Origin of the sequence: Streptomyces sp. NPDC086989 (assembly GCF_044745505.1) — a bacterium.
Lineage (GTDB): Bacteria > Actinomycetota > Actinomycetes > Streptomycetales > Streptomycetaceae > Streptomyces.
The window spans coordinates 40,866-63,480 of sequence record NZ_JBIVAL010000015.1; the positions used below are offsets into that span (position 1 = coordinate 40,866).

At 72.1% G+C, this 22,615-nt stretch carries 13 protein-coding genes and 1 pseudogene; 8 read left to right on the forward strand and 6 right to left on the reverse strand.

Annotated features, from left to right (window positions below):
• Positions 1–127: 127 nt before the first annotated feature.
• Positions 128–478 carry a PRC-barrel domain containing protein gene (locus ACIPK4_RS30815; RefSeq protein ID WP_402318668.1) on the reverse strand — a complete coding sequence of 117 codons (351 nt, stop codon included), beginning with the start codon at positions 476–478 and terminating at the stop codon, positions 128–130.
• A gap of 716 nt (positions 479–1,194) precedes the next feature.
• On the opposite strand from ACIPK4_RS30815, the gene ACIPK4_RS30820 reads away from it, so the two are divergent.
• Positions 1,195–2,442 (forward strand): PP2C family protein-serine/threonine phosphatase, encoded by a 1,248-nt coding sequence (locus ACIPK4_RS30820; RefSeq protein ID WP_402318671.1) that lies wholly within the window; start codon positions 1,195–1,197, stop codon positions 2,440–2,442.
• Between the two features lie 157 nt (positions 2,443–2,599).
• Positions 2,600–3,628: an MASE1 domain-containing protein gene (locus tag ACIPK4_RS30825; protein ID WP_402318674.1), complete on the forward strand. Its 1,029-nt coding sequence runs from the start codon at positions 2,600–2,602 to the stop codon at positions 3,626–3,628.
• Between the two features lie 135 nt (positions 3,629–3,763).
• Here ACIPK4_RS30825 and ACIPK4_RS30830 read toward each other — a convergent pair whose 3' ends face one another.
• Positions 3,764–4,438 carry a hypothetical protein gene (locus tag ACIPK4_RS30830; protein WP_402318677.1) on the reverse strand — a complete coding sequence of 225 codons (675 nt, stop codon included), beginning with the start codon at positions 4,436–4,438 and terminating at the stop codon, positions 3,764–3,766.
• A 617-nt stretch (positions 4,439–5,055) separates the two neighbouring features.
• Positions 5,056–5,580, reverse strand: a complete 525-nt coding sequence (locus ACIPK4_RS30835; protein ID WP_402318679.1) for a peptidylprolyl isomerase — start codon at positions 5,578–5,580, stop codon at positions 5,056–5,058.
• An 828-nt stretch (positions 5,581–6,408) separates the two neighbouring features.
• On the opposite strand from ACIPK4_RS30835, the gene ACIPK4_RS30840 reads away from it, so the two are divergent.
• Positions 6,409–7,965 (forward strand): alpha-L-arabinofuranosidase B, encoded by a 1,557-nt coding sequence (locus tag ACIPK4_RS30840; RefSeq protein ID WP_402318681.1) that lies wholly within the window; start codon positions 6,409–6,411, stop codon positions 7,963–7,965.
• Between the two features lie 178 nt (positions 7,966–8,143).
• On the opposite strand, the gene ACIPK4_RS30845 is transcribed toward ACIPK4_RS30840, so the two are convergent.
• The 3 genes and pseudogenes from ACIPK4_RS30845 to ACIPK4_RS30855 all read right to left on the reverse strand — a co-directional run bounded on the left by ACIPK4_RS30845 (position 8,144) and on the right by ACIPK4_RS30855 (position 10,505).
• Positions 8,144–8,896: an ASCH domain-containing protein gene (locus ACIPK4_RS30845; RefSeq protein WP_402318684.1), complete on the reverse strand. Its 753-nt coding sequence runs from the start codon at positions 8,894–8,896 to the stop codon at positions 8,144–8,146.
• 262 nt (positions 8,897–9,158) lie between these two features.
• Positions 9,159–9,525: pseudogene (locus tag ACIPK4_RS30850) on the reverse strand (helicase); the annotation flags it as partial.
• Positions 9,526–9,581: 56 nt separating this feature from the next.
• Positions 9,582–10,505, reverse strand: coding sequence for a LysR family transcriptional regulator (locus ACIPK4_RS30855; RefSeq protein ID WP_402318687.1), 924 nt, complete (start codon positions 10,503–10,505; stop codon positions 9,582–9,584).
• A gap of 147 nt (positions 10,506–10,652) precedes the next feature.
• On the opposite strand from ACIPK4_RS30855, the gene ACIPK4_RS30860 reads away from it, so the two are divergent.
• From ACIPK4_RS30860 to ACIPK4_RS30880, 5 genes are all read left to right on the forward strand, one after another.
• On the forward strand, positions 10,653–11,702 hold the full coding sequence (locus ACIPK4_RS30860; protein ID WP_402318690.1) for a YncE family protein: 1,050 nt from the start codon (positions 10,653–10,655) through the stop codon (positions 11,700–11,702).
• Between the two features lie 370 nt (positions 11,703–12,072).
• Entirely contained in the window at positions 12,073–12,387 is a 315-nt protein-coding gene (locus ACIPK4_RS30865; RefSeq protein ID WP_402318693.1) for a ricin-type beta-trefoil lectin domain protein, read from the forward strand.
• 177 nt (positions 12,388–12,564) lie between these two features.
• The gene (locus ACIPK4_RS30870; protein WP_402318695.1) at positions 12,565–19,917 is read left to right on the forward strand and encodes an amino acid adenylation domain-containing protein; all 7,353 of its coding nucleotides are present in this window, start codon (positions 12,565–12,567) and stop codon (positions 19,915–19,917) included.
• Between the two features lie 183 nt (positions 19,918–20,100).
• Complete coding sequence (locus ACIPK4_RS30875) at positions 20,101–21,669, forward strand: argininosuccinate lyase (protein WP_402318698.1); 1,569 nt, start codon at positions 20,101–20,103, stop codon at positions 21,667–21,669.
• Positions 21,635–22,615 (forward strand): kinase, encoded by a 981-nt coding sequence (locus ACIPK4_RS30880; RefSeq protein ID WP_402318701.1) that lies wholly within the window; start codon positions 21,635–21,637, stop codon positions 22,613–22,615. Before ACIPK4_RS30875 ends, ACIPK4_RS30880 begins: the two co-directional genes overlap by 35 nt.

Here is a 22,615-nt window from a genome sequence, read left to right on the forward strand (position 1 = left end):
AGCGGATCGGCGTCGTCTGCGCAGTGGCTTTCCAGCAGCCCCAGGTGTCCGGCACCCCTGGGGCCGGGGCCGTGCCGATCAGGCCGGGACCCTGTGCCCTGATCCCGTCTGATCGACAGCACACCGCTCAGCAGGGTCCGGTCTTCCAGTAGTACTCCACGATGTCCTTCCGGTACTCCCGGTCCGCGCGGTGCTGGTCGGGCAGGAACTGAGGCGCGTCTTCCACCCGCCCCCTGCTCAGGCTCAGATGGAGTGTGCGCCTGTCACGGTCGATCCGCTTCACCGCACCCGCCGGAATCAGGAGCTTGCCGAAAATCCAGCCGCCCGCGTCCACCACCAGGAACGCGTTGCCCGCTTCGTAGGAGTGCTCGTCCACTTCCCCGACGTGCCCGTCAGCGGCCTCCACCCGCCATCCGGTCAAGTCGATGCCAGCCAGTTCACCGCACGAAGAGTCAAAGCTCCACGGGTCATCCACCACTGCCGATACTCCTCTGCTTCTCGATGGGACGTGACGCGCAGGACATGACGGATGCCTCCGGGATCGGCGGTACGGCGCGCCCCTCGTGTGCCCTTTTCCGCCGTGCCCACGCGCCGGAGCGAAGGCCCACATCTCCGCGCCGCGCGCCCAGCCCGTGCAGCGTCGAGGCCCCGGGGCTGGTCGCACGAGGCGGGATTGTCGCCGAGGGGGAGGCGATGCACATGCACCGGCCGGGCCCGTGCACCGGGTCGTCCGGGCCCGATCACGTGCGACATACCGCTTTCGGTGGAATGCCCGACGCTGCGCCGTCGGCGGGTCATCCTGCGGGCTGTTGATCACGGCCGGGTCTGGAGTCCGTGGGTGTACCGATGGCTTGAGCGGCTTGATGAGCAGGTCCGGCGGGATCGCCGGGTAGGCCCCAGGGGTGCGCGCCGGGCACCGGCTCGGCAGCACGGCGGCCCGGTGGCCTACGACGCCCCGTGCGGCGAGTGGGCGAGAACGCACACCGACTGCCGCCGCTGCATGGCCGGCGCCGACCGGCTCCGTTTCGAAGGCACCGTGGTCCAGAGGGCCACCCGTTCGCGTCGGCCGGGGGCCACCGTGCACGTGCTCCGGTCCACCCGGCGATCGTGATGGTGGGCGGCAGGGGGGAGCGGGGAGGGAAGCGGCAGCCCAGGTCAGACCCGCTGCTGCGCCTGGAGGCGGAGCTGGGCCGCATGGACGAGCAGCTGCAGGCCCTGGCCGCGGCGAGGGCCCGGATCGAGGGCCTGCTGGCCGCGGTGGTGGCCATCACCCGGGAGGTGGAGTTGCCGGCGGTGCTGCACCGCATTGTGACCACTGCCATGGACCTGGTCGGCGCCCGCTTCGGGGCGCTCGGCGTCCTGGACGATTCCGGCGAGAGCCTGGCGCAGTTCATCGCCGTCGGCCTGTCCGATCAGGAACGTGCGGCCCTGGCCGACGTGGGGTTTCCCCGCGGTTTGGGCGTGCTCGGACATCTGATCCGCCACCCCGAGCCGCTGCGGTCCGACGACATCTCCGCCCATCCGTCCTCGGTGGGGTTCCCGCCCGGCCATCCACGGATGAGCACCCTCCTCGGCGTCGCCATCAGCGTTCGCGGCGAAACCTACGGTGACCTCTACCTGTCCGAGCGGGGCGACGGGCGTGCCTTCGACGTGCACGACGAGGCCGTCGTCGTCGCCCTCGCCAGTGCCGCCGGCATCGCGATCGACAACGTACGCCTCCTCGAACGGGTCCGTGCCGGATCCGAACAGTTCCAGCGGCTCCTGCTGCCGACGCTGCCCGACCTGGGGCCCTTCGCCGCCGCTGCCATCTACCGGCCCGCCGCCGAACCCAACGCACTCGGCGGGGACTGGTACGACGCCATCCCCCTGCCCGACGGAGCGGTGGCACTCGTCATCGGCGACGTGATCGGCCACGACCTTCAAGCAGCGGCGGCCATGGCCTCCACCCGCAACATGCTGCGCTCTTTGCTGTTCGAGCTGCGCACTCCGCCCAGCGCGGTCCTCTCCCAGCTGGACCGCACCCTGCAGGCCATCACCGACAACCCGGTCACCACCACCAGCCTGGCGCGGATCGAACCCGCGGGGGACGGCTGGAGCATGCACTGGAGCACCGCGGGCCACGTCCCCCCGCTGCTGATCACTCCCGGAGGCCGGCCCCGGTACCTCTTCGCCGAACCCGGACTGCCACTGAGCGTCGACAGCGAGCAGCGCCGCCCGGACCACATCCGCCCGCTGCCCCCCGGCTCCACGGTGGTCCTGTTCACCGACGGCCTCATCGAACACCCCGACCATCCCATCGACATAAGCATGGACGCACTGGTCGAGCTCGCCGACAGGCACGCCGCCCTGCCCCTGCAGGACTTCGTACGAGCCTTGGCCGACGGCCATCCGAGTGACGGGCACGACGACATGGCCGTGCTCGCCCTGCGCATTCCGAGCTGAGGCCGCCGACAGCCGCCACTCCGCGTCAAGGCGTACCGGACGGGTCACCCCACGCGGGCCCGGCCGACCACTACGCGAAAGGCACAGGCGTGAGCAGCGGCCTCGTAGGGCCGGCAGGGGTGCAAGATGGATGGACCAGCGAGGGGCGAGAGCAGGGATGGATGTCCCGATGATCGTGGCGCGGCGTCACATGCTCCGGAGCGCCGGCGCGGCAGCCTTGAAGATCGGCGCCGTTGCCGCGCTGTACTACGTCGGCGGTGAGCTCGGCCTGGGGCAGCAGCTCGTGCGCGGCCAGGTGACACCGCTGTGGCCCCCCACCGGCATCGCCTTGGCGGCCCTGCTCCTGTTCGGCCCGTGGGTCTGGCCGGGCATCGCGCTGGGCGCGTTCCTGATCAACGTCTCACTCGGGCCCTCGCTCCCTCTCGTGCTCGCCATCACGGTGGGCAACACCCTCGCCGCCCTGTGCTCGTACTGGCTCCTTCGCCGCGTCGGGTTCCGCACCCGGATGAACCGGTTGTGGGACGCGATCGCGCTGATCTGCCTGGGCGCGTTCACCGGCATGCTCGTCAGCGCGACGGTGGGCGGCGTCGTGCTGTCCCTGGCCGATGCGCTGCCCGTCGGCGGGTTCTGGCCCACGTGGTGGGTCTGGTGGACCGGGGACGCGATGGGGGTCTTGCTGGTCGCGCCGGTCCTCCTCGTCCTCAGCTCTGCGCGTCGGCCGAAGGACGTGCCGGCGGCCCGGTGGGCGGAGGCGGCACTGCTCGTGGCCGCCACGATCTGCGTCGGCATCCTCGAAACGTCCCCCACGCCTCTGATCTTCCTCGCCTTCCCGCTACTGACCTGGGCGGCGTTCCGCTTCCAGCGCGCCGGAGCCGCGCCGTGCGCGCTGGCGGCATCCATCTTCGCGATCTACGCCGCCACCCACCGAACGGGCCCCTTCGCCGGGCACACCCTCCTCACCGCCATGATCTCGCTGCAGGCGTTCAACGGCGCTGCGGCACTGACCGCGCTGCTGCTCTCCGCAGTCGTCACCGAGCGGAACCAGACCCTGGAGAGGGTCGAGGAGGCGTGCAGGCGGCTGGCCGACATGGCCGAGAGGTCCGCACTGGACACCGGCAGCCTGCCAAGGGGCGTCGACGAGCACGGTGACGAGCAGGGGGAGCGGGGCGGCGGTCGCCGAGGCTGATCCCCAGGGTGGTGCGCCGACCGGGCCGAGACAGCCGAAGACCGGAAACACGATCCTCCGGTCCTGAGGCAGGGCCTGCGGAGCGGTCCCCCGTCCCGGGCGGGACGGGGGACCGGAGTCATACGCGGCAGTCGCTCATCGTTCCTGGACGAACGTGCTGCCCCTGCGGGACCCCTCGGAGCAGGAACGCTTCTCCGCGGCGGTCATCTTCCGGCTCTTCACTACGACGGCGTTGCTCTTGCCGTCGGTGCCGTTCTGGACCGGACCGGTGATGGTGTCCTGGAAGTACCAGTAGTAGTGGCCCCACTTGGGGCTGTCGTAGTGCGTCTGCCAGGTGCCGGAGACCTTCTGCATCACCTGGGCGCGCGAGATCCAGCCCACCTCGCCGGGCTTGACCGTCATGTTGAGCGAGCTGCTCTCCGAGTGCGAGCTCGACCAACTGTGACTGTAACTGGCGGTTATGCTCAGGTCCACGATGCCCGCGATCTTGCCGCCGGCGGTGACGGAGACCCCCAAGGAGTCGGTGGATCCCACCGTGTCGTCCCACGTCATCGCCTGAGTGGCATCGGACGTACTGCAGTTGAAGAGGGAGTTCGACACCTGCCGGAACTCGCCCAGGTACGCCTCCTCGAGCCGGGGCGAGTTGAACGTGCACTTGCCTTCGCCCGAAGCGCAGTCCGCCATGAGCTGCTGCCGTGTGGGCTGGTCGGCGGCGGATGCCGGAAGGACGGCCGCGGCCGCGACCGCGCAGGTCGCGATCGTCATGGTCAGTGCACGCGCTGCGTAGCGCCTGACACGGTTCTTTGTCATCGTGGAGCCTCTCGCTGTGGTGGGGGGACGGTGAACCGCCTTACGACGGCCGTGAATCCAACCGCCGCCGACGGAACGTTCCATCACCGCCTGTTGCTTGTGAGATTCTCCGGGCCGGTTTGAGGCGTACGGCGTAAATGAGCCACCTGCGACCCTCCTTTCCCATATACGGCGAGCGTGCGGACCGGGACGCTCAGTTGCCCCCCGCGGCCGCTTGGCCACAAACCGAGGAACACCGGCCTAGCCGCTGCCGCCGCCACGCCCGTCGGCAGTTCCCGCCTGCGGGAGAACTACGAGGCGAGGTACGCGCCGCTGAAGATCCGCACGGTGACGCGGGGACCGAGGGGCCTGCGCGGCGCCGATGCGCGAGTCGGCCGACCGCATTCCCCCTTTCCCTCCTTCCGCACCGGGTACAAACGCGCTGCTGGAGCTTCGCCCTGAGGCGACGCGCCCCCCGAGGGCTGGTCGTCGTCGGGAGGGGCGGTTCGCGCTAGCGGGGGTCTTCTCCTGCTCACCACGTCCCCAGGGGCCCCTCCCGTCCGCTCGTGGCCGTCACCCTCGGCGAGCGGCCACGGCGACCGCTCGCCGAGGGCGCCTCGGCGCGGGTGCGCGAAGAGTCAATCCCGGCAGGACGGCCGGACGCGGAGCAGCTCGGTCCGCAGCAGGGGAGTGCCGTCGACCGGTGCCGGGTTCTCCGCGGTCGGTTCGATGCCTCCGGCGGCGGTCTTGTCGAGTGTTGCCAGGCCGTCGGGGCCGACCGTGCCGAACACCGTGTAGTTCGGTCGCAGTGCGGAGTCGCCGTAGACGACGAAGAACTGTGAGCCGTTCGTGTCCGGCCCGGCGTTGGCCATCGCCAGCAGGCCGCGCCCGTACAGGCGGCGCGCGCCGGTCGGATCGGTCGGTGCGGGTGGCAAATCCACCGGCAGTTCGTCCTTGTACTTGTACCCGGGGCCGCCCTCGCCGGTACCGGTCGGGTCGCCGCACTGCAGGACCTTCAGCGTCGGGTACGCCGTCAGACGGTGGCACACCGTGCGGTCGTAGAACCCATGCCGTGCCAGGTGCAGGAAACTCTGGACCGTGCAGGGCGCCTTGGTCTGGTCCAAACGCAGCGGGAGCGGGCCCTGGCTGGTCGTAATAGCCATGTCAACCGTGCCACGGCTGGGGGTGCGCCGTGGGTCAGGCGGCAGCGGAACAGGACGCGCGGGCGGCTCGTCCGGGGTCTGTGTGTACTGGCAAGGGCCGTGTGTGGTGCGCGGCGGAGCGCCGTCGGAGGCGCTGGCGGCACTTCCCCCGGACACGACTAACGTCACGGCTGCGAGTGTGCTGATCAGTGCTCGGTTCATTTTCCGTGCCCTCCTGATGATCGCCAGGTTTTGGAGCGGTCGCAGTCTAGGGCGTGGTTCCGTCGGCGGGAATGGTCCGTGACGACAGGAGGCCGGAGGGGCGCCAGTTCAGGACGGTCGGCCGGACTTGGGGGGCGGCTGCCGGAGCAGTTGCCGCACCGGCTGGTACTCGATGGCGAGCTGTTCGTCTGGGACACCAGGGATGGCCCGGTCCCGGCTTGGCCCTTCGGTTCATCCGCCCGGCCCGCGTCCGATGGGGTGTTGGAGCGGGTGTGGCACTTGAAGGCGTAGACGTCGATACCGCAGAGATCCGGGTCGCGGAGGAAGGCTGACGGACTCACGCCGGATGGGATGCAGCCTCTCCACGGGGTGAGCCGGATCGGATGCGAGCGGCTCTGCAAGGTGAAGCAGCAGTGTGCTTGCGGCAGTTGAGGTGGATCGGCGCCCTCAGCGATTCTTGATGTGCGTGCGATACGTCTTGACGCCGCGTCAGTGCGTGGCGATAGTGAGTGCCACTTGGCGTGGGCAGCCGCGCACCTCCCTCGAAATTCAGGTCTGCCATCGCTCGCAAGCAAAATTGTTAGCGCTAACAAAGCTCTCCTCCCTCCCGACGTGCAGGAGCTCTTTATGGCCTTCCATCAGTTGATCAGCCGTGCGCGGCGTACCCTTCTCGCCGCCGGAGCGACGGTCGCACTCACCGCCGGTGTCATGACCGGTACAGCTGCCACCTCGCAGGCGGCCACGCAAGGGCCGTGCGACATCTACGCTGCGGGCGGTGCCCCCTGCGTTGCGGCGCACAGCACCACGCGGTCGCTGTATGGTTCGTACGGTGGTGCGCTCTACCAGGTCAAGCGCGCTACGGACGGCGCCCTCAAGGACATCGGCGTGCTCAGCCCCGGCGGCTACGCCAACGCCGCCGCACAGGAGGCCTTCTGCGCCGGCACCAGCTGCGTCATCACCGTCCTCTACGACCAGTCCGGCAAGGGCAACCACCTCACCCAGGCGCCCGCAGGCGGGGCGGCCGGGGGGCCGGACAACCTGGCCAACGCGGCCGAGGCTCCGGTCACGCTGGGCGGCGGCCACAAGGCGTACGGCGTCTACGTCGCACCCGGAACCGGCTACCGCAACAACCACACCAACGGCATCGCCATCGGCGACCAGCCCGAAGGCATGTACGCGGTCCTGGACGGAACGCACTACAACGGCGGCTGCTGCTTCGACTACGGCAACGCCGAGACCAGCAACAATGACACTGGCAACGGCCACATGGAGGCGATCTACTTCGGCGACATCAAGGTCTGGGGGTACGGCTCCGGCGCCGGGCCGTGGGTGATGGCGGACCTGGAGAACGGCCTGTTCTCCGGGGTCAACACCCGGTACAACGAGAACGACCCGAGCGTCAGCCACCGCTTCCTTACCGCGATCGTCAAGGGCGCGCCGAACCAGTGGGCGATCCGAGCGGGCAACGCCCAGGCGGGCGGCCTGTCTACGTACTACAGCGGGCCGCGCCCCAACGCCGCGGGCTACAACCCGATGCACAAGGAGGGCGCGATCATCCTCGGCATCGGCGGCGACAACAGCAAGGGCTCGGCGGGCACCTTCTACGAGGGCGTCATGACCTCCGGCTACCCCTCGGACGCTTCGGAGGATGCTGTTCAGGCCAACATCGCCGCCGCCGGATACAGCAGCGCCGCCACCGGAACCGGCACCCTTTCACCGGGTTCACGCGTGTCGCTGCGAGCCACGACGACGTGCTGCGACCGCGACTTCCTCACCCACGCCGATGCGAACGACAAGGTCACGATCTCACCCGTCGATTCCGCAAGTCCGTCCGCCCTCAAGGCTGATGCGACCTGGATCGTCCGCGCCGGCCTGGCGAACAGCTCCTGCCTCACCTTCGAGTCGCTCGACAAGCCCGGCCGGTTCCTCCGGCACTACAACTTCGAGCTCCGCCTCGGCGCGGACGACGGCGGAGCTCCTTTCGCGCAGGACGCCACCTTCTGCCCTACCGCCGGCAACAGCGGGACTGGCTATTCCTTCCAGTCGGTGAATTACCCGACGAAGTACCTGCGCCACTACAACTACTCGGTCTTCCTCGCCGGCAACGGAGGATCGAACAGCTGGGACAGCAGCACCAGCTGGGCCGCGGATACCAGCTGGATGGTCGCCCAGCCCTGGAGCTGAGCCGCCTTGCTCGGCGGGCGGGGCCGGGGGCGGGGGGCGGAAACCGGCTGGCCTCCGCCCCCGCCCCGTACGGGTCTGCCGCAGGATCGGGTGATGTCTGAAGTGGGGCCCGGTGGGGAAGCGACGGGCCCGTGTTCGTCGTCACCTTGCGGCCCGTCGTCGCTGGTGACTCAGCGGTTTACGCGGCGCCTGTCTGGCGGGCGGTCTGGAAGGTGATGACGTCGACTTCGTCGGTTCCCGCCAGCTCCGGGTAGTGGCTCTTGAGGATTTCCCGGAGTTCGGCTGCGGTCGTCAGCCCCTCGGCTTGGGCGTCCTGGTCGGTGAGGTCGCGGACCAGGCAGTGCCTGATGTCGGTCACGTCCGCCGGCAGGACGACTTCGGGGTCGCTCTCGAACACCAGCCGTGCCGGTCCGAGCTGGGCCGGGTCCCGGAAGCGGGTGGTCTTGGTCTTGGCGCCGGAGCGGACGCCTTCGAGGTAGCGGGGGTTGAACCGGATGATCGGGGGGCCGGCCGTCTCGGGGTCTTGGTAGATCGATGGGTCGAGACCGTTCATGCCTTCCGGTGTCCATCGCTGAGTCAGCGGCATCAGGTCGGCGGCGAGAACGGACCGGGGCCCCGCAGGCGTGGGCACGATGACGCGCATGGTGGGGTAGTAGTCCACGAAGACCTGCCGGTCACGCCCGCACGGGCCGATGATGCCCCGGCCGTGGTTTCCCACGGCGACGATGCAGCGCATCTGGCGGGCACCCTGGGCTCGTGCGGCTCCCAAAGCCACGAGTTCGGCGCAGGGGCCGCCGGTGAAGTGGTAGAGGTTCACGCTGGCGAACATCCGGTAGTCGGCGGCCATGACCGCGGCGCCCATCGTGTGGATCCCGTCTTCGTCGGGCCCGGCGTCGGTGTGCGCGTCTATGGTGCGGCGTGCCAGCTCCACGAGCTCACGCTCGTCATCATCGAGAGCTCGTGCAGATGCCGGTACGTACACGTTTTCAGCCTTCTCTTCAGTCAGCAGTCGCAGTCGCAGTCGCAGTCGCAGTCGCCGAAGAGCATTTCACGTCAGGCAGGTGGGCTCCACGGAATTTCGGGTGCCTTGACCGGGACCCTGTGGTGGTCCGGCAGGCAGGGCTGGAGCGCCCTGACTGAGGCTGATCGTGCTTACGGATGACGGCGCCGGGCCGCGGCTCAGCCGTGGTCGTGGTGGCGGCGTCGCGCGGGCTGGACAAGTGGAGCAGGGCCGACTCCGCGGCGGCGTCGGCGTCGTCCTGCTCCTGGTCGTCTTCGCCACCGGCGCCGAGGACCTGCACGTCCTCGCCGCGCGCAGGTGGACCTTGCGCTTCCCGCTGGTGAGGGCGCGGGAGGCGAGCTGCCCGACACGGCGCTCGTCATGACTGCGGAGTCCCTGGAGCACGGCTACCAGCCCGGCATACGAGGCGGAGGCGACCATCTCGGTGGGGTCCTCGCCGGGCTCCAGGAAGACCGCCCGAGGATGTGGGCGGTCCTGTGGGCGGTCCTGGTGGTGCCGTCGCGGTTGTGGCGGAGGGCGTGGCCGATGTTCCGGACGATTCGGTGATCCAGAGGACGGGCCCCGTACGGGGTGGGACCGGCCGGCCGGGACGAAGTCAGGTGGCAGTGCGGACGGCTGCCGGCCCCGGTCCGGCCGGGGCCAGGACGGCGGCTGCCAGGTGTTCGCGGAACCAGCGGTGCCCCGGGTCGGCCGAGTTGCGGGGGTGCCAGGCCATCCCGAGGTCCAGGGGTGCCAGGTCGAGGGGGATGGCAAACGTCCGCAGTCCCATGGCCGCGATGGTGTCCGGGAGCCAGTCGGCCAGGCTGAGGGCGACGAGGTCGGTGTCCCGGGCGAGCATCATCGCGGTCGTGTGACTGGGGACCACGACCGCGGTCCGGCGTTGCAGCCCGAGTTCCGCGAGCGCGCTGTCGATGGGCCCGAGGCGCTTTCCGAGCCGGGAGATGCCGATGTGGTCGGCCGCGGCGAAGCGGCGGGGGTCGATCGGTGCGTCGAAGAGGGGATGGCCGCTGCGGGCGATGCCGACCAGCGGCATCCGGGTGAGCTGCCGGGTCCGGATCTCGGGGTCCAGGTGTCCCAGGACACCCAGTTCGACGTCCACCCAGCCCTGGCGCAGCCCGGGACCGCCCTCCACCGCCTCCGGCAGGAAGACGACGTCCACCCGTGGGGCCTGGGCGTGGATCCGCTCGGTCAGGCTGCCCGCCAGTCCGACCAGGAGGAGGTCGGTGGCCTGGACGGTGAAGGTCCGCTGGAGGTGCACCGCGTCGAAGCCGGCACCGGGCCGCAGCACGTCGTCGCAGCCGCGCAGCAACGCGGCCACCTCCTCCCGGAGTTCCACGGCGCGCGGCGTGGGCACCAACCCCTGGCCGGCGCGGACGAGCAGCGGGTCGCCGACGGCGCGGCGGAGCCGGGCCAGGGTACGGCTGACCGCCGCGGGCGAGGTGCCGAGCCGCTCCGCGGCGCGGGTGACGCTGTTCTCCTGGAGCAGGGCGTCCAGCACGCGCAACAGGTTGAGATCCACCGGCACCAGACTCCTGAACTGCGGTTTTGCGTCTGCGGCAATGATGAGATGACAATCTTTGCATTGCTGCCGGCCCCTTTCGACACGGAGGGTGGAGAGGCCCGCGAAGACGCGCGGCATTCCCTTCACCTCTTTCAAGGAGACGCCGTGCAGCAGTCCCCCCGCGGTCGGGAAGGCGACGTCCTGGCCGTCGTCAGTCAGAGCGGACCGACCGTCTCGTTCTTCGACGCCGCCTCCCACCAGCACCTCGGAGCCGTACATGTCCCCGCCGAGCCGCACGAGTTGTGCTTCGACCCGACCCAGCGGTTGCTGTGGTGCACCCTGACGTACCACTCGGGCTACTACCACGCGAACGGCGGCCGGCGCACCGAACTGGCCGTCATCGACCCCGACACCCGCCGCATCGTCGAGGTCGTCGACCTCGCCCCGGAACACGGGCCGCACGGACTGGCGCTGGACCCGGTACGCGGTCGCCTCTACGTCAGTGTGGAGAGTTCGGACGACCGGCCCGGCGGTGTCGTGGTGGTCGACACGCACACCCGTCGGCCCCTGGGCAGGATCGACACGGACGCGCCCGGCCCTCACTGGTTCGCCATCGATCCGGCGGGGCGGACGGGCTACGCCACCAACAAGGAAGCGCCGTTCGTGTCGGTCGTCGACCTCGAACGGGGCACCCTCACCGCAAAGGTCGAGGTACCGGGCAGTGAGGGCCTCGCCGTCTCCGCCGACGGCGCGTACGTCTTCGTCGCCGCGCCCTACGGCAACTTCTCCGGCACCGCCGAGGAACGGCCGCCCACCGGAATCCGGGTCATCGACACCCGGACAGCGACCGTCGTCGACACCCTTCCCACAGGGGACATCGTCCTGCCGGTGCACTTGACCTCGACGGGCAGGCTGCTCGCGGGCGAAGTGCGCATGGCGCCCGACGCGGGCTCCCGACTCGGGCGCCACGCACCGGGCCGCCTCGCCGTGTTCTGCGCCGACACCCGCAAGCAGCTGGGCGACGTCGAGGTGGGCCTCTTCCCGCTGACCATCACCTCGTCCCCCGACGGCCGCCTCGCCTACGTGTCCTGCGTCATCTCGTCCACCGTCGACATCGTCGACCTGGAGACGCTGGAGCGCCTGGCCCGGCTGGACATCGCCAAGCTCGGCGAGCCCGGCGCCCACGGCCTCGCGTACCTCCCGCGCCCGGCCTGACCGCCGCCCGGCCTGCTCGGGGCGTTCCCGTCCCGCGTCGTACACCGTCCGTCGTGGACGTGGCAGTGCGCCTGATCTCCACCTGCCCTGTTGACCATGGACACGTGGTGCCTAAGGGCTGTCCCGTAATCCCCGGCGGGCGCGCGACGCCGGCTACGGCACCTCGCTGCGTTGTCGGAACGCCCGGATACGCCCAGTATGCGGACGTCCCTCTGCCTTGCGATGCACCGCATCCGACGCCGCGCGCTGATCCACCGGGGATTACGGGACAGCCCTTAGTGAGCTGCAGTTCCGGGCGCCGGGTCTTCTCGCCCGGGCGGGGCAGTGGCTGGGTCGCCGGCAACACCACCGCCGTCGCGGGTGCTACGGCATGGCGACGTCGCGGACGTTCCGCTTCACATTCGGCCCCGCGGTCCCGGCTGAACCGGTCGGCCGGGTCACCGGCTTCGGGAACAAGTGCCTGGACGTCCAGGGTGGCGGCACCGGCAACGGCACCCCGGTGGAGACCGACGCGTGCAACTGCGCCACCGCACAGCAGTGGCAGGGCCGGGCCGACGGCTCGGTTCTCAACCCGTGGTCCGGCCGCTGCCCGGACGCCCGGGGCGTGGTCGACACCAACTGCACGGCCGTGCAGCTCGGGGACTGCTACGGCTCCGCCAACCAGTTCTGGCACGCGCCCGCGTGACGCGCGTGGCAGTCCCCTCAACCGACTCCCCCTCAACCCCAAGGAGCTCATGTCACGTGAACAGGGGACCGGAAACAGGCGACTTCACCCGAATCGATGGTGTTCCTAGGCTGGACGGGCAAGCAAGCGGAGCATGCGTCGCGGGCCGGTCACCGGTGCGGCGCCGAGGGAGTTGTCTTGGCCAGTCACGATCCGATCGAACGCCCTGCGGAGCCGTCGTTCAGCGCGTTCCGCGCGTCCGGAGCGCAGCAGCGGATGTACTTCCTCCAGCAGCTGGAGGAGGGCAGGCCGACCTACCACATGCCCGTCTTCTACGGCCTCGAAGGCCCGGTGGACGAAGCCGCGCTCCGCGCCTGCGCCCAGGGTCTGCTCGACCGGCACGAGGCGCTGCGCACCCGCTTCGTCCTGCGGGACGGCGAGCTGTGGCAGCACATCGACACCGAGGCCGCGCTCGTCTGGTCCTCCGCCGCGGCGAGCGGAGCCGGGGACGTCGAGGAGTGGATGGCCGCCGAACACCACCGGCCCTTCGACCTGGAGTCCGGACCGCTCTTCCGGGCGGCCCTGCTGCACACCCCCGAGGGCGCGGTCCTCGCGCTCGCCATGCACCACATCGTCGCCGACGGCTGGTCCGTCGGGATCCTCGCCCGCGAGCTCCTCGCCGCGTACGCACAGTACGGCGACGGGCCCGACGGCGGCCCTGACGGCACCGACCGTCGGCACCCGGCCGGCATCGTGGCCCCGCAGGCCCCCGAGTACCAGTACGCCGACTTCTCCGACTGGCAGGAGGAATGGCTCCGCGGCCCCGCCGCCCAGCGCCAGCTCGCCTACTGGGAGAAGCAGCTGGACGGCGAACTGCCCGACGCGCCCCTGCCCCGCGACGGCCGGCCCGCGGCAGGAGCGGCCCGCGGCGCGGCGGCGCTGCACTCCTTCGAGGTGCCGGCCCCGGTGCTCGCCCGGATGGAGCGCCTGTGCCGTGACACCCACAGCACCCCGTACACGCTGATGCTGGCGGCCTTCCAGATCGTGCTGGGCCGCTACACGGGCACCGACGACGTACTCGTCGGGACGCCGGTGGCGGGCCGGGGCCGCAAGGAGTTCCAGGACACCGTCGGCCTGTTCGTCAACACGCTGGTGATCCGTGCCGACCTGTCCGACGATCCCGCCTTCCGGGTCCACCTGGAGCGCGTACGGGACACCGTGCTCGACGCCCAGGACCACCAGGACCTGCCCTTCGAACGCGTCGTCGACCGGATCGCCGCCGGACGCACCGGCGATGAGGCCGCCCCCTTCCGGGTCATGTTCGGCCTGCACGACGAGGACGGCATGACCGACGGCCTGCCCGGCCCGAAGGCCACGCTGCTCGAAGGACCGGCCGGAACCGCCAAGTTCGACCTGACCTTCGACGTCGTACGCACCGGCGGCGCGCTGATCTGCCGACTGGAGTACCGGGCGGACCTGTTCGACGCCGCCACCGTCCGACAGTTCGGCCGGCACTTCGCCCGCCTCCTGGACGCCGCAACCGAGAACCCCGAACTGCCGATCAGCGGACTGCCGATGCTGTCGGCCGACGAGCGGACCGGCATCGGCTCGCCGCTCCCGGACCGCGCCGCCCTCCCGCACACCCCGGGCGAGCCGACCTGCGTCCACGAGATCTTCGCCGGACACGCCGCCCGCACTCCCGACGCGGTCGCCCTCGTCCACGAGGGCATCTCCCTCACCTACCGCGAGCTCGACACCCGCGCCAACCGGCTCGCGCACCGGCTGCGCGCCCTCGGCGTGGGCCCCGACACCCTCGTCGGACTGTGCCTGCCCCGCTCCGCCGACCTCGTCGTCGCTCTGCTCGGCATCCTCAAGGCCGGCGGCGCCTACCTGCCTCTCGACCCCGACAACCCGCCCGAGCGGCTGCGCCACATCGTCCAGGACGCCCGCCTGGAGCACGTCGTCGGCACCACCGGCACCCGCGCCCTGTGGGACGCCCCCGGCCTGCACACCGTCGACCTGCTCGCCGACGCCCCGCTCCTGGCCGCCGAACCGGACACCGCCCCCGACACCGGCGTGACCCCGGACAACCTGGCCTACGTCATCTACACCTCCGGGTCCACCGGCCTCCCCAAGGGCACCCTGGTGCCCCACGCCAACATCACCCGGCTGTTCTCCGCCACCGACCACTGGTTCGGCTTCGGACCCGACGACGTGTGGACCCTCTTCCACTCCATCGCCTTCGACTTCTCCGTCTGGGAGCTGTGGGGAGCCCTCGGCCACGGCGGCCGCCTCGTCGTGGTCCCGTACGCGACCAGCCGCTCGCCCGAGGAGTTCCACCGGCTGCTGCGCGCCGAAGGGGTCACCGTCCTCAACCAGACCCCCTCCGCCTTCTACCAGTTGGCCCGGGCCGACGAGGTACACCACCGCACGGCCGGACCGGCCGGCTCCGGCCTCGCCCTGCGCCACGTCGTCTTCGGCGGGGAAGCGCTCGACGTCGCCGCCCTCGCCGGGTGGTTCGCGCGGCACGGCGACACCGCACCCCGCCTGGTCAACATGTACGGCATCACCGAGACGACCGTGCACGTCACCTACCGGCCGCTGACCGCCCGCGACGCCGAGGAGGGCCGGGGCAGCGTCATCGGCGTGCCCATCCCCGACCTGCGCCTGCACCTGCTCGACGCGCGCGGCCGGACCGTCCCGCGCGGCGCCGTCGGGGAGCTGTACGTCGCCGGAGCGGGCCTGGCCCGCGGCTACCTGCGCCGGCCCGAACTCACCGCCGAGCGCTTCCCCACCGGGCTCGCCGACGGTGTCGCCGACGCACCCACCGGGCCCTCGGCCGGTGAGCGGCTCTACCGCACCGGAGACCTGGCGCGGGCCTTGCCCGACGGGGACCTGGAGTACCTCGGCCGCATCGACCACCAGGTCAAACTGCGCGGCTTCCGGATCGAACTCGGCGAGGTCGAGGCCGCCCTGGCCGCCCACCCCCTCGTCGACGCCGCGGTCGCACTCGTCGCACCGGACCCCGCGGGGAGCGACGTCCTGGTCGGCTACCTGGCCGTGACCGGGGCCGACGACGGGGCGGGCCCCACCGTCGAGGAGATGCGCGAGCACCTCGCCCGGCGGCTGCCCGGCTACATGATCCCCGGTGCGTTCGTCACCCTGCCCGCCTTCCCGCTGACCGCCAACGGCAAGACCGACCGCCGCCGGCTGCCGGCCCCCGGCTCGGCCGGCCGCACCCCCACCGCCGCCTACGAGGCACCCCGCGGGCCGGTCGAGACCGCGCTCACCGAGGTCTTCGCCCAGGTCCTCGGGCACGAACGGGTCGGCGCCCTGGACAACTGGTTCGCCCTCGGCGGGGACTCCATCCGCTCCCTCCAGGTGCTCGCCCGGGTCCGCGAACGAGGCCTCGACCTCACCGTCGCCGACCTCATGAGCTCCTCGACGGTCCGCGCCCTCGCCCCGCACGTCACCCCGCGGGACCGGGCCGCGGCCGCCGCCGAAGCCCCGTACGAGCCGTTCGCACTCCTGACCCCCGCGGACCGTGCCGCCCTGCCCGAGGGACTGGAGGACGCCTACCCGATGACCCGGCTCCAGGCCGGCATGCTCTACCACAGCGACCTGCCGTCGGCCGGCGGACGCGTCTACCACAACGTGGCCTCGTACCTGATCGAAGCGCCCTTCTCCGAGGACGCCTGGCGGACCACCGTCGAGGTCCTCGCGGCCCGGCACGAGATGCTGCGCACCTCCTTCGACCCGCACGGATTCACCGAGCCCCTCCAACTCGTCCACCGCGGCGCCCGCCCGGAGCTCACCTTCGAGGACCTGAACGGCCTCGACGCCGAGGCGCAGCGCACCGCCGTCGCCGCCCGCTACGCCGCCGAGCGCGACCGGCCCTTCGACTGGGACCGGCCCCCGCTGATCCGGTTCCACGTCCAACGGCTCTCCGACACCCGGCTCCAGCTCTTCGTCTCCGAGCACCACGCCGTCCTCGACGGCTGGAGCGAACGTTCGCTCCTCACCGAACTCGCCTCCTGCTACACCGAGGCGCTCGCCGCCCGGACCCCCGCGGACGGCCCCTCCCCGCAGGCCGGCCCCCGCTCCCGGTTCGCCTCCTTCGTCGCACTCGAACGGGCCGCGCTGGCCGACCCCGGGCAGCGCGCCTTCTGGACCGGCAAGGCCGCCGACGCCCCGGCGACCAAGCTGGCCCGCCCGGCGGCGACCGGCGGACCCGCCCGGATGTCCTGGTACCTCGCGCCCCTGCCCGAGGAACTGCACGCCCGGCTCACCAACCTGGCCGCCGCATGCGGGGTACCGCTGCGCACCGTCCTGCTCGCCGCCCACCTGAGGGCCATGGCCCTGCTGGGCGGCGGCGACGCGGTCACCACCGGAGTGGTCCACAACGGCCGCGCCGAGGAGACCGACGGCGACAAGGTCGTCGGCGTCTTCCTGAACACCCTGCCGCTGAGCGTCACGGTGACCGGCCTCAGCTGGCGCGGCCTGGTCGGGCACGTCGCCGCCGTGGAGGCGGAACTGCACGCGCACCGCCGCTTCCCGCTCGCCGAGATCCAGCGCCTGTCCGGGGGCGGCCCGCTCTTCGAGACCTTCTTCAACTACACCCACTTCCACGTGGAGCAGGAGGGCCCGGCCGACGGCGCGTTCACCGTGCTGGAGGAGATCGGAGAGGCCGGCACCGACTTCGCCTTCGGCGCCGAGTTCTCCCGCAGCCCCGACGGCGCCCTGCTCGAACTCGGCCTGCGCTACGACGCGGCCCAGTTCTCCGAGGAGCAGATGGCGAGCGCGCACGCCTCCTACACGGCCGCCCTGCGCGACCTCGCCGAGTCCCCGGACCGTGACTGCACGGCCGCCGACCTGCTGTCCGAGGCCGAACACCACCGCTACGCCGACTGGAACCGGACCTCCGTCGACCACCCGCGGCCGCACGTCCTGACCCGGCTGATCGACGCGCAGCGCGACCGGACCCCGGACGCCCCCGCCGTCCGCTTCGAGGGCGCCGAGCTGACCTACCGCACCCTCGACACCGAGGCCGAGCGGCTGTGTGCGGCACTGCGGGAACGGGGCGCCGGCCCCGGCACGTTCGTGGGCCTGCTGCTGGAACGCTCCCTGGCCCTGCCCGTCGTACTCCTCGCCGTCCTCAAGTCCGGCGCCGCCTACGTCCCGCTGGACCCGGAGCACCCGGCGCCGCGCGTACGGTCGCTGCTCGCCGAATCCGGCATCGGCCTGGTGGTCGCCGAGGGCGCGTGGGCTGAGCGGCTTGAGGGCTCCGGGGTCACCGTCCTGCGACCGGAGGAGAGCGCGACGGGCACCGCGGGTCCCGCCCGGACGCCCGAGCCGTCCGACCCGGCATACATGATCTTCACCTCGGGATCCACCGGCAAGCCCAAGGGGGTCGTGGTCTCGCACCGCGCCATCGCCAACAGGCTGCTGTGGATGCAGGACGAATACGGGCTGACCCCGGGGGAGCGGGTGCTGCACAAGACGCCGTACACCTTCGACGTCTCCGTGTGGGAGCTGTTCTGGCCGCTGCTGACCGGCGCCACCCTGGTCCTCGCCCGCCCCGGCGGCCAGCGTGACCCCGGCTACCTCGCCGGACTGATCCGGGCCGACCGCGTCAGCACGGTGCACTTCGTCCCGTCGATGCTCAGCGTCTTCCTCGACGACCCCGCGGCCGTGGCCGGTGCGGCCGGCCTCACCCGGGTGGTCTGCAGCGGCGAGGCCCTGCCGTACGAGGTCCAGCGCAGGTTCTTCGAGCGGCTGCCCGGCGTCGAGCTGCACAACCTCTACGGGCCCACCGAGGCGGCCGTCGACGTCACCCACTGGCAGTGCCGGCCGGACGGCGGCGACACCGTGCCCATCGGCCGGCCCATCGCCAACATGCGCACCCACGTCCTGGACCGCCGCCTGGCCGAGGTCCCCCTCGGTGTCACCGGTGAGCTCTTCCTCGAAGGCGTCGGTCTCGCCGACGGCTACCACGGACGACCCGAGCTGACGGCCGAGCGGTTCATCGAGCACACCGGCCCGGACGGCACCACCCGGCGCCTCTACCGGACCGGCGACCTCGCCCGGCACCGCCCCGACGGAGCCCTGGAGTACGCGGGCCGCACCGACCACCAGCTCAAGATCCGCGGATTCCGCGTCGAGCCCGGGGAGATCGAGGCCGTCCTCGCCGAACACCCCGGCGTGCGCGACTGCGCGGTCCTGCCCCGCGGCGAACGCCTCGTCGGCTACTTCGTCCCCGAGGCGGCCGCCCCGGAGACCGCCCCGGCCCCCGCCTCCGCGCCCGAACCGGGCGAACTGGCCCGCCACGCCCGGGAGCGGCTCCCCGAGTACATGGTCCCCTCCGCCTGGGTGTGCCTGACGGCCCTCCCACTGACCGCCAACGGCAAGCTGGACCGTGCCGCGCTGCCCGATCCGGACCCCGCCGGCCTGCGGGGCGGCGTCGAGCCGACCCCGCCCCGCGACGCGCTCGAATCCCGCCTCGCCGGGATCTGGGAGCACCTCCTGGCCGCCGGCCCGGTCGGTGTCCACGACGACTTCTTCGATTCCGGCGGGCACTCCATCGACGCCCTGCGCCTGATCGGCCGGATCAACCAGGCCTTCGGCGAACGCCTCGGCGTCTCGGCCGTCCTGGAGCACCCGACCGTCGCCCGGCAGGCCGCGCTGCTGCGCGGCCGCCACGTCGAGGCGGCCGCGGACCCGGTGGTGCACCTGCGGACCGACGGCACCCTCGACCCGCTCGTCCTGGTCCACCCGATCGGCGGGAACGTCTTGTGCTACCGCGCCCTGGCCGCCGACCTGGGCCCCGAACGACCGGTGCTCGGGCTGACCGCGCCCGGACCGACCGACCCCGAACCGACCTCCGACGCCACGCCCGACGCCACCGTCGAGGAGCTGGCCGCCGCCCACCTGGAGGCCCTGCGCCGGATCCGCCCCACCGGCCCCTACCACCTGGCCGGATGGTCCTTCGGCGGGCTCCTCGCCTACGAGATGGCGGTCCAACTGCGCGCCGCCGGACAGGAGGTGGCGACCCTCGCACTGCTGGACACCGGCTACCCGGAGCCCGGCCACGTCCCCGACGACGAGAACGAGCTGCTGGAGTGGTTCCACGAGGACCTGGCCCGCTCCGCAGGGTTCGACCCCACCGACGAGAGCCTGTCCGTGCTGCAGAGCGCCCTGCGGAGCGTCGCCGACACCCCCGCCCGGCTCGCCGTCCTCGCCGGGCACGTGGAACGCGAGGGCTTCGCCCCCGGTCTGGACCCGCGAGACCTCGCCCGGCACTACGCGGTCTTCCGCACCGGGATCCGCGCGGCCGCCGCGTACGAGCCCCCGGCCGCCCCCTGCCCGGTCCTCTTCCTCCAGAGCACGACCGGGGCCCGGGAGCACGCCGCCGACCGATGGGCGGGCCGGGTCGAGGCGGGCCTCACCCGCCACGACGCCGCCACCGACCACTACGGGCTGATGCGGCCACCGCACAGCACCGCGGCCGCCGCCCTGCTGCGCACCGCCCTCGCCGAGGCCGACCACCGCTGAAGAGCAGCCCCGGCCCGCCCGGGGCGCCCGTAGGGAGTGTCTTGTCGGTCCGGGCTCGCCCCGACCGACAAGACACCCCCGGCCCTCCCACCCCGCCCCAGCCCTTCGCGCGCCGTGCGCCGACGAGGCGTGCCCCGGCATGCCCCCGCACCCCGCACCAGAACAGGAAACGGAACACACCACGTGACGAGTGACACCCCGGGGCCCGCCCCCGAGCTCAGCGGCCGGATCCGCGGCGGTCCCGCCGAACTCCTCCACGACGAAGTGCTCGCCCCCCAGTTCGGGTTCGAGTCCCGCCATCTGCTGCGCCACTACGTCGCCATCGAGAAGACCCTGGCCGCCGAGTACGTCCGCATGGACCTCATCACCGCCGAGGAGGCCCACCGGATCGCCGCCCTGCTGGACGGCGTCGGGTCCGACACCCTCAGCGCGCAGCCCGGCGCCAACATGTCGGACATCGCCTTCGCCCTCGAACGGCACGTCGAGGCGGGCCTGCCCGCCCCGGTCACGCACTGGCACGCCGACCGCAGCCGCAACGACCTCCAGGCCTGCGCCCAGGTGATGTACGGCCGCGACCAGCTCGCCCGCTTCGCAAGTGCGCTCCTCGAACTCGGCTCGGTCGTGCAGAAGTTGGCCCAGGAGACCTGCGACCTGCCCATGCCGGGGTACACCCACTTCCAGGCCGCCCAGATCATCACCCCCGGCTTCCACCTCGCCGCGCTCTCCGAGCACCTGCTGCACACCCACGCCCGGCTGCTGAACGCGTACGACGGCATCGACACCTGCCCGCTCGGCGCCGGCGCCATGGCCGGACAGGAACTGCCCTGGGACCGCGACCGGATGGCCCGGCTGCTCGGCTTCTCCCGGCCGCAGCCCCATGCCCTGACCGCCGTGGCCTCGCGCCGCTGGAGCGCCGAACTGACCGCGGAACTCAGCCTGCTGGGCACCGCGCTGAGCCGCTTCACCACCGACCTGCTCACCTGGGGCGGCAGCGAGTACGGGTTCATCGAACTGCCCGACGAACTGTCCGGCATCTCCTCCGCCATGCCGCAGAAGAAGAACTACCCGGTCCTGGAGCGCATCCGGGGGCGCACCGCCCACCTGACGGCCTTCCACTTCGACGTGCTCCTGGGCCAGCGCAACACCCCCTTCTGCAACCTCGTCGAGGTGTCCAAGGAGGCCGGCACCCACCTGTTGAACGCCTTCGACTCGGCCCACGGCACCGTCCGCCTCCTCACCGAGGTACTGCGCAGGCTGGCCTTCCGCGCCGACCGCATGCGCCAGGTGTGCGAGCGCGAGTTCCTCGGCGGCTTCAGCCTCGCCAATGCCCTCTGCCTCACCGAAGGGGTGCCCTGGCGCACCGCCCAGGTCGTCGCAGGGAAGTACGTCGTGCTCGCCGCGACGGCGGGCGCCGCCCCCGCCCCCGGCGAACCCGCCCTGCTGGCCGAGGCGGCCGCCGGACACGGCATCACCCTCGCCGACCCCGCCCGGCTCCTCGACGAGGCCTTCGACGTCGACCGGGGCCTGGAGCGCATGGTGTCCGCCGGGTCGGCCCGCCCCGACGCCGTCCGCGCGGTCCTGCGCAGCCAGCAGGAGACGTACGAACAGCTGCGCGCCGACTGGCAGGCGCGCGCCGCCGCGCTCCGCGCGGGCGCCGAGGAGGGCGACCGTGCCCTGTACGGGGCGCCCGACGACAAGACCCGTGAGGAGGACGGCGATGACACCCGCACCCGCGTACAGCACGCCCACTGACACCGTCGCGGGGACGACCGCCGTCCCCGTCGGCCCCGGCTCCGGCAGCGCCTTCGGCACCTTCGGCGAACTGCTCCAGGGCGCCCTGCCCCACCCACAGGGGGACTTCCTGGTCACCTTCCCCCTCGCCCGCTGGGCCACCGCCGTGTTCCACCCCCGGCCCGGCCGCCGCGGGGTCCAGGTGCGCCCGGCGCACAAGGCCAAGTCCCGCCGTGTCGCCGAGGCCGTCCTGGCCGCCCTCGGCACGGCGGACGGCGGCCTGCTGGAGGTCGCCGGGGACCTGCCCGAGGGCAAGGGCCTCGCCAGTTCCTCCGCCGACCTGGTCGCCACCGTACGGGCCGTCGGGGCCGCCCACGGACGCGCCTTCACCCCGGCCGAGACGGAGGACTTCCTGCGCGGCATCGAACCGGCCGACGGGGTCATGTACGACGAGATCGTCGCCTTCCACCACCGAGAGGTGCGCCTCGGCCGCCGCCTCGGGGTGCTGCCGCCCCTCACCGTCGTCGCCCACGACGAGGGCGGCCAGGTCGACACCGTCGCGCACAACCGGGGCGCCCGGGCCATCGACGCCGCCGACCGGGAGGAGTACGCACGCCTGCTGGCCCGCCTCACCGACGCCGTGGCCAGCGGCGCCCTCACCGAGGTCGGCGCCGTCGCCACCCGCAGCGCCGAGATGAACGCCCAGCGCCGCCGGCGCGCCGGATTCGCGCAACTGCACGCCCTGTGCCGCGAGGTCGACGGGCTGGGCCTGGTCCTCGCCCACAGCGGCACCATGCTCGGTGTCCTCCTGGAGGCGAACGATCCCGCCCTCGCCGGCAAGACCGAGCACATCCGGGCCGGCTGCGCCACTCTCGGCGGCGAGGTGTCCGTACACCGCTCCCTGGGCGCCGACGACAGCTGGAGCCCGCAGGCCCCACCCGCCCACCCCACCGAGCTGGAGATCTGA